Source organism: Streptomyces sp. CB02058 (genome assembly GCF_001905505.1).
Classification (GTDB): Bacteria; Actinomycetota; Actinomycetes; order Streptomycetales; family Streptomycetaceae; genus Streptomyces.
On record NZ_LIPG01000003.1, the window covers coordinates 896,195 to 909,508 of the forward strand.

Below are 13,314 nucleotides of genomic sequence, written 5' to 3' on the forward strand. Positions count from 1 at the left end.
CATGATCGATGACTTCCTGTACGGGACCGCCGGGGACGCCGGGCAGCTGACGAGGGTGGAGGCGGCCGTCCGCGCGGCTGCCGCCGCCGAGATCCTGCCGCGCTACCGGCAGCTCGCCGCGCACGAGATCATCGAGAAGAGCGGCCCGCACGACCTGGTCACGGCGGCGGACCGGCTCGCCGAGGAGTACCTGACCGCGGCCCTGACCCGGCTGCTGCCCGGCTCCGTCGTCGTCGGCGAGGAGGCGGTCCACGCCGACCCCGCGGTCTACGACGCGCTCGGCGGTGACGCCCCCGTGTGGATCGTCGACCCGGTCGACGGCACACGCCAGTTCGTCCGCGGCGAACCCGGCTTCTGCACGCTGGTGGCCCTGGCCCTGCGCGGGGAGGTGTACGCCTCATGGACGTACGCCCCCGTGCTCGACGAGTTCGCCGTCGCGGTCAAGGGCCGGGGCGCCACGCTCAACGGCACCGCGCTGCACAGCGGTTCGCCCGCGCCCGGGGCGGTGCTCAAGGTGGCCATGTCCCACCCCGACTACACGTCCGACGCCCAGAAGCGCGCCCTGCTCGGCCTGCGCACCGAGGGCATCGACGCCCGCTCCTGCGGATCGGCGGGCCTGGAGTACCTCGCCGTCGCCTCCGGTGCTTCCGACGCCGTCGCCTTCAACTGGGAGTTCGCGTGGGACCACGCGGCGGGCCTGCTCCTGGTCACCGAGGCGGGTGGGACCCAGTCGACGCTCTCCGGAGCCCCGTTCCGCATCACCGGTGGCAACGACCTGCCGTTCACGGCGGCCAGGGACGAGGCGACGGCGGAGCGGATCCTCCAGGCGCTGCGGGCCGGCGGGCAGGACTGAGCCCGGTGACCGAGGGGGAGGGCGCGCCGCTGTCGCCTGTCGTGTCGCCCACCGGGTCGTCCACCGGACGGGAGGCCACCCGGGGGTCCGTTGTCGGTGCGCCGGAATATCCTGGTGATCTGGCCGTTCGCTGACAAAGGAGTCCGCAGGTGCCATCGATGCTTGACGCCGTCGTCGTGGGGGCGGGCCCCAACGGGCTGACGGCCGCGGCCGAGCTGGCCCGTCGCGGCTTCGCCGTCGAGGTGTTCGAAGCGGCGGAGACCGTCGGAGGCGGCGCGCGCACGGAGGAGTTGACGCTGCCCGGGTTCCGCCACGACCCGTGTTCCGCCGTGCACCCGCTGGGCATAGGCTCGCCGGCCTTCAAGGCGATGCCACTGGCCCGGCACGGCCTCGAATGGCTCCAGGCGCCCCTCTCGCTCGCCCACCCCTTCCCGGACGGCTCCGCCGCGGTGCTCACCGGTTCCGTCGGGGAGAGCGCGATGTCGCTCGGACCGGCGGACGCGGGCGCCTACCGCAGGCTCGTCGCCCCCTACCTCGGCCACTGGGACACCCTCGCCGAGGACTTCCTGCGCACCCCGTGGGACGGGCTGCCCCGCGATCCCTACCGCTGGGTGCGCTTCGGGCTCGACGCGCTCCAGCCGGCCGCCCTGCTCTCCCGGCGCTTCCGGGGCGAGAAGGCGCGTGCGCTGATCGCGGGTCTCGCCGGGCATGCCATCGCGCCCCCCGGAAGCCTCGCCACCGCGGGCGTCGCGCTGCTCTTCGCGCTGGCGGCCCACGAGAACGGCTGGCCGGTGCCGCGCGGCGGGTCGCAGGCCGTCTCGGACGCCCTCGCCTCCCTTCTGCGGGAACACGGCGGCGCGATCCGCACCGGCACGGAGGTGAAGCGCCTCGACGAACTCCCGCCCGCACGCGCGTACGTCTTCGACACCTCACCCACCGCGCTCGCCCGGATCGCCGGGCTCGGGGGCGCCTACGACCACTACAGGTACGGCGCCTCCTGCTTCAAGATCGACTACGCGCTGTCGGGCCCCGTGCCCTGGACGGCGGAGGAGGCCCGGCGGGCCGGCACGGTCCATGTCGGCCCGACGGCCGGTGAGATCGAGGCGGCCCTGCGTGCGGCCGTGTCGGGCCGCGACCCGAGTGTCCCCTTCCTCATCACCGCGCAGCCCAGCCTCGTCGACCCGACCCGGGCGCCCGAGGGCCGCCATGTCTTCTGGGTGTACGGGCATGTCCCGGCCGGCTGGGAGGGCGACGCCACCGAGGTCATCGAACGACAACTGGAGCGGTTCGCACCGGGGTTCCGCGATCTGGTCCTGGCCCGCGCGGTCGCCGGCCCGCCCGGTATCGCCCGGCGCAACGCCAACTACGTCGGCGGCGACATCGCGACCGGCGCGTTCGCCGGGCTGCAGACGGTGATCAGGCCCAAGCTCGCCCGGGTGCCGTACGCCACCGCCCACCCCGCGGTCTTCCTCTGCTCGTCGGCCACCCCGCCCGGCCCCGGGGTGCACGGCATGTCGGGCCACCATGCGGCGAAGGCGGTGTGGCGGCGCCTCAGGGCCGCGTGAACGGCCTCGGCCCATGGGCGCCGGCACCGCCGACGGCCCGCGTCCACGGGTACCGGCGGCACACGGCCTCAGCCCGTGGGTGCCAGCACCGCCGTACGCCCGCCCAGCACACGCGAGAAGGTGTCCGTGACCTGCGCCAGCGCCTCGGCCGTACCGGGGGCGATGGTCAGCGTGCCGTCCACACCCGGGCTGATGTCCTTGTCCAGCGTGAACCAGCCGGGGACGATGTGCGCCGCGCCCATCGAGCTCAGCACCGGCCGGAGCGCGTAGTCGATGGCCAGCACATGGGCCGTGCTGCCGCCGGTGGCCAGCGGCAGCACGGTCTTGCCGGTCAGCGCGTACTGCGGGAGAAGGTCCAGCAGCGACTTCAGCAGCCCCGAGTAGGCGGCCTTGTAGACGGGGGTGCCTATGACCACCCCGTCCGCCTCCTCGAACAGCGCCGCGGCGCCGACGACGGCCGGGTGCCCGAAGTCGGCGCCGAGCAGTGCCTCGGCGGGAAGCGTGCGCACATCCAGCGGCGTCACGTCGTGGCCCTGCTCCCGGAGCCGGTCGTCCAGGTGGCGCAGGAGCCGCGCGGTCCGTGACGTGGCGGAGGGGCTTCCGGAGACGGACAGGATGGTTGCCATGAGGGCGGGCCTTTCTCTTCGGGGCTCTTCGGATCTCGTGGATCTCTTCGATCCCGGGGACTCTTCGGGTCTCGCCGGGTCAGAACGGCCGGCGGCGGGGGGCGCGGCCGGGCGCGCCGGGACTCACCACGCGCTCGAATCGACCGTGACCACCGGCACCAGCTCGTTGCGCAGCGTCTCCAGGAAGGTGACGATCTCCGCGGCCACCGAGCGGTGCTGCATGTCGTTCAGCACGTCGTGGTGCGCGTCGCGGACGACCGAAAGGCGGGCGCGCCCCAGGGACTTCGCCGTACGGACGAGCGCCTCGCGGTCCGCGAGCGGATCGGCGTCACCGACGAGGAGCAGCGCGGGGACGCCGAGTTCACCGTCGTACGCCGCGGAGAGCAGCTCCTGCGGTACGGCGTCGTCGAGCGCGCCCCGCCGTATCCCGGTGTCCTCGGTGAGCGTGCTCCGGTGGGCGGGGCACGCCGTACGCACGTCCAGCTCCTCGTCCCAGCCGCCGCCGACGGTGGTGGCGGCGCGGCCCGGAATCCCCGCGAGGACGACGGCGTCCGGGTGCCCGGCGGCGGAGGCGTCGCCCCGGCCGAGGAGCGCGGCGACGGCGACGGCTCCGGTGTCCGCACCCAGTAGCACGAGCGGGCGGACGGCGCCCTCGTCGCCCGGGGCCGAGTCCTCGGCGGCCGCGGCGAGGACGCCGGCGAGGCGGGTCAGTGATCCGGCCGGGTCCGCGTCGTCGATGCCGGGGGCGTCGACGACGCGGACGCGGTAGGCGTCGGCCGCCAGCCGTTTGCCCAGCCGGGCGTAGGCCGCCCGGGTCTCGCCCCGGCCGGGCACGACGACGACGGTGCCGCGGGTGCGAAGGCCGTCGGGGCCGTAGTAGTCGGTGTACTCGGTCATTTGTACTCCTGCGAAGGGCGGGTGGTGGGTGCGTGGGTCTCCGGTCCTGCGGGGCCGGAGGAGGGGGTGCGCGGCACGCACGTCAGCCGTTCGCGCGCTCGCGCTCGACGGTGTGGCGGTTGCCGGGGACGGGCAGGCCGAGGTTGCCGCGCAGGGTGTCGGCCTCGTACTCGGTGCGGAACAGTCCGCGCTTCTGGAGGAGCGGCACCACACCGTCCACGAAGCGGTTGAGGTCGTCGTTGTTGCGGAAGGCCAGGTTGATGCCGTCCAGGGTGCCCGCGTCGAACCACTGCTCGATGGTGTCCGCGACGGTCTCGGGAGCCCCGACGAACGGCGAGGCGCGGAAGGAGTTGACCGAGTCCGCGACCTGGCGCAGGGTCAGGTTCTCGGCCTTCGCCCGCTCGATGATCTTCGCGGCTCCTGTCCGGCCGCCCTTCTCCGCGAGGTGAGCGACGTCCGGGAATGGCGCGTCCAGGTCGTGCACGCTGAAGTCGTACGCGCCGAAGGACCGGCCCAGCAGCGCGAGGTTGCTCGCGAAGTCGTTGTCCTCCTCGAAGATCTCCCGCTCCCGGCGCCTGGCCTCCTCGTCGGTCGCGCCGACGATCGGACCGCCGTGGATGAAGACCTTGATGTGCTCGGGGTCGCGCCCGTAGGCCGCCGTGCGCTTCTTGATGTCGGCGTAGTACTCCCGCGCCTGCTCCAGGGTGCCGCCCGGTGCGTAGATGCCCTCGGCGACGCGCGCGGCGAGGTCGCGGCCCTCGGGGGAGACGCCCGCCTGGAAGATCACCGGCTGACCCTGCGGTGAGCGGGAGAGGTTGAGCGGACCGGCGACCTTGAAGTGCTCGCCCTCGTGATCCAGCGCGTGCAGCCTGGACGGGTCGAGGAAGACGCCGCGCTCCACGTCCGCCGGGAAGGCGTCGTCCTCGTAGGAGTCCCACAGACCGCGCGCGACCTGCACGAATTCGAGCGCGCGGCCGTAGCGCGTGGCGTAGTCGAGGTGTTCGTCCAGCCCGTAGTTCCTGGAGGTGCCGGTGTCGAAGCTCGTCACCACGTTCCAGCCGGCGCGTCCGGAGCTGATGTGGTCGAGCGAGGCGAAGCGACGGGCCAGGTTGAACGGGGAGTTGTACGTCGAGCTCGCCGTGCCGACCAGACCGAGGTGCTTGGTGTGGGTGGCGACCGCGGACAGCAGTGTGAGCGGCTCCAGGCGGTTCAGGTAGTGCGACGGGTAGGTGGAGTTGATGAACTGGCTGTCCACCACGAACAGCGCGTCGAAGAGGGCGTGTTCCGCCGCCTGCGCCTGCTGGATGTAGTAGTTGATGTCGATGCTGGCGTTCTTCGCGACGCCCGGGTCCTTCCACAGGCCGTGCTGGCCGGGGCCGCCGACGCCGTAGGGGTGCAGTGCGAGATGGAGCCTGCGGGACATGGGGTGTTCCTCTCAGTGGTACGTGCGATGTGCGGGGGCCGGCTGCCGATGCCGGCGGGACGGGACGCGGGTGCCCGGTGGTCAGCCGCCGAGCTGCGCGCGCAGGGCCTCGCGCTCGGTCCGGTCGGCGGCCCGTGTGTGCAGCGTGGGCGCGGAGCCGACGAGCAGCCGTGTGTACACGTGGCGCGGGTGCTTGATGACGTCGCGGGCCGCCCCGACCTCGACGAGCTCCCCCCTGTAGAGCACGGCGATGCGGTCGGCGGTCCCCGCGATGGAGCCCAGGTCGTGGGAGATGAAGACCAGGGAGGTCCCGGCGGCGCGGAGCTCCTTGAGGATCTCCAGCACCTGGACGCGGTTGGCGGAGTCCAGCGCGCTGACGGGCTCGTCGAGGATGACCAGGGCGGGTTCGGTGACCAGGGCGCGGGCCACGGCGATCCGCTGGCGCTGGCCGCCGGAGAGCTCGCCCGGCAGCCGCTGGAGCAGTTCGGTGGTCAGGTGGACCCGGTCGAGGAAGGCACGTGCCTTCTCCGCCGCCTCCGTGCGTGGCACCCCCTGGATGAGCAGCGGCTCGGTCAGCGACTCCTCGACGGTGAGGTCCGGGTCGAGGCTGCGCAGCGGGTCCTGGAAGACGTACTGCACGACGCCGCGCCGGCGCAGCGAGCGCCACTGGCGGTTCCCGAATCCGGTCACCTCCTCGCCACCGACGAGGATCGAGCCGGCCGAGGCGCGGACCAGGCCGAGCACGGCGCGGGCGAGCGTGGACTTCCCCGAGCCCGTCTCGCCGATGACGCCGACGGTCTCCCCGGGGGCGACGCTCAGCGAGACCCCGTGCAGGGCGCGCCTGGCCCGGCGGCCCCTGCCGTAGCGGACCTCCAGGTCCCTGACGTCCAGGACGGCGGCCGGAGCCTGGGTCTCGACGCCCGTCGGCCGGGACTCCGGCGACGTGACGGTCATGACGCCTCCTTCGGGGCGAGGAACGTGTCGAGGCCGTAACTCTCGTGCTCGGCCATGAGGAGCCGGGTGTACTCGTGCCGCGGGTCGTGCAGCACGGAGCGCGTCGGGCCCTGCTCGACCACCTCGCCCTGCCGCATCACCAGCACCTCGTCGCACAACTGGGCGACGACGGCCAGGTCGTGGGAGACGACCACCAGGGCCAGCCCTGTGCGCTCACGGAGTTCGGCCAGCAGGTCGAGGATCTCGGCCTGGACCGTCACGTCGAGTGCCGTGGTGGCCTCGTCCGCGATGAGGGCACGCGGCTCGACGGCGATCGCCGCCGCGATCAGGACGCGCTGGAGCATGCCGCCCGAGAGCTCGTAGGTGTACTGGCTGTGCACCAGCTCCGGGTCCCGCAGGCGCACGGCCCGCAGGAGTTCGAGTGACTGCCTGCGCGCCTCGCGCCGCTTGACGCCCTTCTTGACCCGGATGACCTCGGCTATCTGGGCGCCCACGCGGATCGACGGGTTCAGATAGGACGCCGGGTCCTGGAAGACCGCGCCGACCGTGGTCCCGCGCAGGTCCGTCCACTGCCGCGGTGTCAGGGTCGAGATGTCGGTGCCGTCGATCTCGACCGATCCGCCGGACACCTCGAAGTGCGGGGGCAGGATGCCGAGCACGGCACGGCAGGTGAGCGTCTTGCCGCTGCCGGACTCGCCGACGATGCCGACCGACTTCCCGGGGGTGAGCTCGAAGCCCACCCCGTGGACGATCTCCCGGTCGGTGACGCGGTCGCTGATGCGCACGTCGCGGACGGCGATCACCGGCGGAGCCGTCGCGGCCGACGTGGCGGACGGTTCGGAGGGGGCCGACGGGTCCGCTGCCACGGACTCCCGGGCGCTCTCGGGAACGGTGTTCTGGGACAGGGTCCTCATCGGGAACCTCCCACGGAGACGGAAGCGGAGGCGGAGGCGCCGGAGCGACGTGCCTTGGCCTTGCGGTTGTTGACCAGTGCCCGGCCCGCCTCGCCGGAGACGTCGCGGATGGCGTCGGCGAGCAGGTTGCAGGCCCAGACCGTGACCATGATCAGCAGGGCCGGTGCCACCGGGGCCCACGGCTGGTGGCTGAGATAGCCCAGGTCGGAGGCGAGCAGACCGCCCCAGGTGGGAGCGGGCGGCTGTACGCCGATGCCCAGGAAGGTCAGGCTGGAGACGATGACGAAACCGACGCCGATGGTCTGCGCGAGCGCCACCGCGATCGGCGGGAGCACCTTGACCCAGACATGGCGGCGTACGACCCAGCCGACGGAGGCGCCCGACACGATCGCGGCCTCCACGTACGGCGAGCGGGCCACCGCCAGGGTGGCGGCACGGGCGACCCGGTAGAAGAGCGGTGAGACCAGCGCGCCCGTGACGAGCATGGCCTGGGTGATCCCGTTGCCCAGCAGGGCGATCACGGCGATGGCGAACAGCAGGAACGGCAGGGCGACCAGGGTGTCGGCCAGACGGAGGGTCAGCCACTCGAAGACCCGGCCGGAGTAGACCGACAGGATTCCGGGGACCGCGCCGACGACCAGGGCCATCAGCGCGACCTCCAGCGAACCGAGCACGCTGATCCGTGAGCCGTCCAGCAGGCGGCTGAACACGTCACGGCCCAGGTAGTCCGTCCCCAGCCAGTGGGCGCCGGACGCCGAGGCGAGGGTGTTGTCGCTGGTCGCCAGGGGGTCCTGCGGGGCGAGCCAGGGACCGCACACCGCGAGGAGGGCGACCAGTACGAGGACGGCCACGGCGATCCGGCCGGACGTGAGTGAGAGGACGCGGCGCACCATCGTCAAACCCCCCGCTGGGATGCCGGCATCACACGGGCCAGCACCAGATTGATGATCAGGTTGAAGGAGACGACCAGCACGATCGACACCACGAGCACGCCTTGCACCGCGGGCACGTCGCCGGCCTGGGCCGAGTCGTTGGCGAACCGGCCGAATCCCTGGAGGCCGAAGATCCACTCGGTGACCACGGAGGCACCGACCAGCGCGGGGAACTTCTGCCCGATCGTGGCGAGTGCGGGGCCCAGGCCGTTGCGCAGTACATGGGCGAAGAAGATCCGCCGCGGGCTCAGGCCCCTCACCACCGCGCCCGTCACGTAGTTCTCGCCGTACGCCGCGACGAGGCTGGAGCGCAGCTGCCGGGCGACGTCGGCGATGACGTCGAAGCTCAATGCCAGGGCGGGGAGCGTGATGTGGGCGATCCACGGGCCGAAGCCCTGCTCGGCCGGGATGTATCCGGCCGAGGGGAACAGCCCGAGCCCGACCGCGAGGATCGCGACCAGCACGATGCCGACGACGAAGGCCGGCATCACCGAGATCACGGTGACGAACCCCGTGATCGCACGGTCGAGCAGGGTGGTCCGCCGCAGCGCCGCCACCGTGCCCAGGACGAAACCGACGACCACGCCGATCACCAGCGCGAAGGTCGCGACCGAGAGGCTCACGCCCAGCCCCAGGCCGATCAGCGTGGAGATGTCGGCCCCGTTGACCCAGCTGGTGCCCAGCTGCCCGTGCAGGACGTCGGTGAACCAGTTCCAGTACTGGGTGAGGAAGGGCTGGTCGAGTCCCCACTCGGCCTCGATGCGCTGGATCGCCTCGGGGGTCGCCTCCTCACCCAGCTGGATGCGGGCCGGGCTGAGCCCGCTCATGGACCGCAGCGCGAACGTCACGAACGTCGCCACCAGGAACACCGGTACGAAGATCGCGACCGACCGGCCGAGGGCGGCGGCCACCCGCCCCGCGGCGTGCCGCGCCCTGGCGGTGGCGAGCCGGCGGCGGCGCTCGGAAGTGACCTCTGGCGTGGTCGTCGTCATGGGGCTGCCCCCTCTCTGCAGTGGATGGATGGGTGGTCAGGAACCGTTGGTGATCTTCACGCCGGTCCAGTCGATGTGCGCGGGGTTCTTCGGCAGATCGGAGACGGACGGGCTCTTGGCGAAGAGGTTGGGCGACGAGAAGGTGAAGATGAGCGCCTTGCTGGCGAGGCCCGCGCGCGTCGCGGACTGGAGGACCTTCGTGTAGTCGGGCGAGTCCAGCGGTGTCCGGCGGACCTCGGCGACGGCCTCTTCGAAGCCCTCGGGCTCGTACGGAGTGCTCAGGTTCAGCGGTCCGTCGGGGCCGAAGTGAGCGGTGAGCGTCTGCACGGCCGAGTCGCGGCCCGTGGTCGCGTACAGGGAGAAGGCCAGATCCTTGGCGAAGAACGGGGTGGCCCAGTTCTTGTCGATCTTGATGGTGACCTTGACGCCCACGGCGGCCAGCTGCGACTGGACGATCTCGGCCTGCGGGTCCTCGGCCGGGATCACCAGGTTCAGCTTGAGGTCGCCTGCCTCGTGGCCCGCCTCGGCGAGCAGCTTCTTCGCCTTCGCCGGGTCGTAGGGGTAGGCGTTCTCGGACTCGGAGTCGTAGGCCACGTAACCCTTGGGGAACGGCTGGTCGGTCGTCTCGCCGTGGCCGAAGGTCAGCTTCTCGACGAACTCGTCGCGGTTGATCGCGTGGCGGAAGGCGTCCACGACCTTGTCGTCGTCGAACGGCGCCTTGTTGACGTTCAGGCTGATGTTGGAGGCGTTGAAGCCGGGCTGGGAGAAGACGTCCAGGCCCGCCTTGTCCGCGGCGTCGGCCTGGCTGGGGGCGATGTCGGCGAAGTTGTAGACACCGGTCTGGAGACCGGAGACGACGGTCGAGGCGTCCGGGGCGGAGACCAGCTCGACGTTGTCGATGTGGATGTTCTTCGCGTCCCAGTAGTCCGGGTTCTTGCGCAGGACCGCCTTGGTGCCGGGGATCAGCTGGTCGACGACGAACGGTCCCGCGCCGATCGGGCCCTGGTCGAGCTTCGCCGGGTTCGCCGCGGCCTTCGGGCTGGCGATCTGCAGCACGCGCTCGCCGAGCAACTGCGGTATCTGGTAGTCGACCTGAGTGAGGTTCAGCGTCGCGTCGAGTCCGTCGGCCGTCACCGAAGCGATCGACGTCAGGTCGCCGAAGAGCGCCGAGTTCTTCTGCTTCTGGGCCCGCTCGATGGCGGCCTTCACGGCAGCGGCGTCGACCGGCTCACCGTCACTGAACTTCAGGCCGGGGCGGACGTGGAAGGTGATCCGGTCGCCCTTGTCGTTGTACTCCCAGCTCTCCGCGAGATCGGGGACGGCCTTCCCGTCCTCGTCGGTCCGGGTCAGCGAGGCGTAGACGAGGGCGAGTGCGCGGAACTGCGCGCCGCTGCCCGACACCACCGGGTCCCAGTGGCTGGGGAAGGAGGAGGAAGCCCACTTGAGGGTGGCGTTGCCGGCCGACGACGAGGCACTGCCGCCGCAAGCGCTCAGAGCCGGGACGAGCAGGGCGATGGCAGCGGTTGTGAGGGCTGCGACCCTCAGGCCGCCCGCCCGTCGGACCGACCGGGCGTCCGGTCGGCTGCGGATCGTGAGTCGTGCGGACATCTCGTTCTCTCTGATGGGTCCCGACCTGGAAAAGGGCAGGAGGAGGCGGGGAAGCGTGAAGGGGCGGCACTCGCACAAGTCCGTCGTCGGGTGTGCGGGCATGCGTCGTCGAGGCGACGGCGCACGGCGTGGCAAGGGTGGGCCCGGTACAGGGCGTCGAGGAACTCACGGCCCGGTACGGGTGACGACGAAGAGGCGCGACGGAATGCGGAGAGCCGACGCGGGAGCACAGGCGCGGATCAGTGGATCGGCATGGCCGGCGAGGAGCCGGTGCCGCCGACGGAGGTCAGGCGGCGCCTGTGGAACGAAGGTGCTGGGCGGTCAGCGACAGAGTGCGCTGGAGGTGCGCCGCAGGTCCACGTAGCGGCACACCACACCGGGGTGCGTCGTGAGCATGTGCTCATCCTGGAGGCAGCCGAACACCCCTGTCAATGGACACCCATTGGTGTCTCATTCAGCGGGACGGTGCTCAACCGCAGCTCAGGGCCTTGCGGAAGGCCGGGAGGGGGCGGCCGGGTGAACTGACGCCTCGTCAGGATGCAGCCACACATGGCCGTTCGCGGTTCGCACCGGCACCGCTCCGGGCGGCGGCCAGGGCCCCTCCGCCAGCAGCTCCCGCTCGGGCTCCGTCAGGCTCCGGTCGCGCTCCAGCGCCTCGGCGGGGGAGCGCGGGGCGGACGGTGCGAGCAGTCCGGGGCGGAGCTCCTCGAAGACCGCCGCGTATGCCGCGTACGGCCGCCAGCCGGGGACGGCGCGGTGGCCGGACGGGGCGCGCACCAGGAGCGTCGGCAACGCGTAGCGGAACCCGCCGTCGGAGGTCTCCTTCGCCGCGCCCGGATGCGGCGATTCGCTCTGTACGGACCGGACTTCGGGGACCGGCCGCCGGGCCTCCGCGCGGTCGGCCCGTACCCGCTCGCGTACCCCGCCGGAGGCCGCGTCGTACCTGAGCCGGTCCGTGTCCAGCCCCGGGACGCCCCGCGTGGCGGCCACGGCGGAATCGAGGGTGTCCGCCGGTTCGCCCAGCACGAAGACGGTCTCCCGCAGCCGGCGCAGCACCCGCTCGGCCACGTCGGCCCCTTGGAGCTCCGCGGCCACGGCGACGAGCGACGACGGCCAGGAACTCGCCGCCACCCGGCTCAGCACGGCCGCGCGGGGGGCGCCGGTGTGCGAGCAGATCTGCTCGACGTACCCCGCGTACCAGGCGGTCTCGGCCGCCGGATCGGGTGCCGGGTCGTCCACCTCGTCGTCGAACAGGACGGCGTACGCCCGCCGCCAGCGGACCGTGCCCGCCAGTGCCGTCCGCAGCCTGCGGAAGACCGGCTCGGAACCCCAGGCCCAGGGGCACATCGGGTCGGTGTACTCCACCACCTCCAGCGGTGGCGCGTCCCGCCCGCCGGTCACGCGGCTCCGATCGCGGACGGCCGCTCGCGCGCTTCGGAGGGCAGCAGCGCGGCCAGGCTCAGCCCGCCGAGCACGGCGGCGGCGTCCGACTCGACCCGCCGCCACACGCCGGGGAGACCCGCGGCGGGACCGGGGTAGTCGAGCCCGTCCAGCGACTCGCCCCGCAGGGTGATCAGTTCACCGTCCACGGCGCGCAGAACGTCCAGCAGGGCGATGTCCTCGGCGGGTCTGCCGAGCCAGTAACCGCCTTCGCAGCCGCGCTGGCTCCGGACGAGTCCCGCCTTGCGCAACTCGCCCACGACGGACTTCAGGAACCTGAACGGAATGTGTTGTGAGGAGGCGATGGCTTCACAGGAGAGCGGACGGCCGGGATCACTCGCGAGCTCGAGAAGGGCGCGCGTGGCGTAGTCCGCCTTCGCGGAGATATGCATCCCCACATCATGCCCGGCGACGGGTTCCAGACGAAGAATTCGCTCGTTCCGTTCATATATTGCGGGAACATTGCCGCAGGTGAAGGGGAAAGGACACCTCTTGACATCCTTTTCGGGGGCGTCCTAGCGTCCCCGTCATGAGCAAGCCGTTGACGACCCCCGGTGAAGGGTTCCACCCTCATCTCCACGAAGCCCAGGGCAGCGCCACGACACCCCTGCGCACCCGCCTGCACCACATCAGGGCGGACGATCTCGACGGGGACACGGCGCAGACCGGTGGCATGCGCAGGTTCAGCGCCATCAGCGGCAGGACCGTCGGTTCCGAGAAGCTGTGGATGGGGCAGACCCACGTGGCCCCGGCGACCGCCTCGTCCGACCACCACCACGGCGAGTCGGAGACCGCCATCCATGTGGTCAGCGGACACCCGGAGTTCGTCTTCCTGGACGACACGGGGGAGGAGCCGGAGGAGATCCGGCTGCGCACCTCGCCGGGCGACTACATCTTCGTCCCGCCGTTCGTCCCGCACCGCGAGGAGAACCCGGACCCCACCGAGGAGGCCGTGGTGGTGATCGCCCGCAGCACCCAGGAGGCGATCGTGGTCAACCTCCCCCGCCTGTACGCCCTGGACCTCGACGCGAACGCCTGACGGCACCTGCGACCCACGGCCGGACCCTTCGTGTCGCGGCGCAACGGAACAGCCAGGTGGACGAAGCCCCG

The 13,314-nt window shown here is 71.9% G+C and carries 13 protein-coding genes; 3 read left to right on the forward strand and 10 right to left on the reverse strand.

Going from position 1 to position 13,314, the window contains the following annotated elements; genetic code table 11:
- The first annotated feature begins 1 nt into the window (after position 1).
- Positions 2–853 carry an inositol monophosphatase family protein gene (locus AMK10_RS17530; RefSeq protein WP_073748719.1) on the forward strand — a complete coding sequence of 284 codons (852 nt, stop codon included), beginning with the start codon at positions 2–4 and terminating at the stop codon, positions 851–853.
- 149 nt (positions 854–1,002) lie between these two features.
- Positions 1,003–2,418: a phytoene desaturase family protein gene (locus tag AMK10_RS17535; protein ID WP_073748720.1), complete on the forward strand. Its 1,416-nt coding sequence runs from the start codon at positions 1,003–1,005 to the stop codon at positions 2,416–2,418.
- A 68-nt stretch (positions 2,419–2,486) separates the two neighbouring features.
- Here the strand turns inward: AMK10_RS17535 and ssuE are convergent, their stop codons facing one another.
- The 10 genes from ssuE to AMK10_RS17585 form a co-directional block, all read right to left on the reverse strand.
- Positions 2,487–3,044, reverse strand: coding sequence for an NADPH-dependent FMN reductase (ssuE, locus tag AMK10_RS17540; RefSeq protein WP_073748721.1), 558 nt, complete (start codon positions 3,042–3,044; stop codon positions 2,487–2,489).
- Between the two features lie 123 nt (positions 3,045–3,167).
- Positions 3,168–3,941, reverse strand: coding sequence for an alpha/beta hydrolase (locus AMK10_RS17545; RefSeq protein WP_073748722.1), 774 nt, complete (start codon positions 3,939–3,941; stop codon positions 3,168–3,170).
- A gap of 82 nt (positions 3,942–4,023) precedes the next feature.
- Entirely contained in the window at positions 4,024–5,364 is a 1,341-nt protein-coding gene (locus AMK10_RS17550) for an NtaA/DmoA family FMN-dependent monooxygenase (protein WP_073748723.1), read from the reverse strand.
- Between the two features lie 81 nt (positions 5,365–5,445).
- The gene (locus AMK10_RS17555) at positions 5,446–6,318 is read right to left on the reverse strand and encodes an ABC transporter ATP-binding protein (RefSeq protein WP_073748724.1); all 873 of its coding nucleotides are present in this window, start codon (positions 6,316–6,318) and stop codon (positions 5,446–5,448) included.
- The gene (locus AMK10_RS17560; RefSeq protein ID WP_073748725.1) at positions 6,315–7,232 is read right to left on the reverse strand and encodes an ABC transporter ATP-binding protein; all 918 of its coding nucleotides are present in this window, start codon (positions 7,230–7,232) and stop codon (positions 6,315–6,317) included. Before AMK10_RS17560 ends, AMK10_RS17555 begins: the two co-directional genes overlap by 4 nt.
- The gene (locus AMK10_RS17565; protein ID WP_073748726.1) at positions 7,229–8,125 is read right to left on the reverse strand and encodes an ABC transporter permease; all 897 of its coding nucleotides are present in this window, start codon (positions 8,123–8,125) and stop codon (positions 7,229–7,231) included. The genes AMK10_RS17560 and AMK10_RS17565 overlap by 4 nt, the downstream gene beginning before the upstream one ends.
- Positions 8,126–8,127: 2 nt before the next feature.
- Complete coding sequence (locus tag AMK10_RS17570) at positions 8,128–9,156, reverse strand: ABC transporter permease (protein ID WP_073748727.1); 1,029 nt, start codon at positions 9,154–9,156, stop codon at positions 8,128–8,130.
- Positions 9,157–9,192: 36 nt separating this feature from the next.
- Positions 9,193–10,764, reverse strand: a complete 1,572-nt coding sequence (locus tag AMK10_RS17575; protein ID WP_073748728.1) for an ABC transporter substrate-binding protein — start codon at positions 10,762–10,764, stop codon at positions 9,193–9,195.
- 480 nt (positions 10,765–11,244) lie between these two features.
- Positions 11,245–12,111 carry a DsbA family oxidoreductase gene (locus AMK10_RS17580; RefSeq protein WP_073749328.1) on the reverse strand — a complete coding sequence of 289 codons (867 nt, stop codon included), beginning with the start codon at positions 12,109–12,111 and terminating at the stop codon, positions 11,245–11,247.
- Positions 12,112–12,161: 50 nt separating this feature from the next.
- Positions 12,162–12,596 (reverse strand): RrF2 family transcriptional regulator, encoded by a 435-nt coding sequence (locus AMK10_RS17585; RefSeq protein ID WP_073748729.1) that lies wholly within the window; start codon positions 12,594–12,596, stop codon positions 12,162–12,164.
- A gap of 137 nt (positions 12,597–12,733) precedes the next feature.
- On the opposite strand from AMK10_RS17585, the gene AMK10_RS17590 reads away from it, so the two are divergent.
- On the forward strand, positions 12,734–13,243 hold the full coding sequence (locus AMK10_RS17590; RefSeq protein ID WP_073748730.1) for a cupin domain-containing protein: 510 nt from the start codon (positions 12,734–12,736) through the stop codon (positions 13,241–13,243).
- The last annotated feature ends 71 nt before the right edge of the window (positions 13,244–13,314 follow it).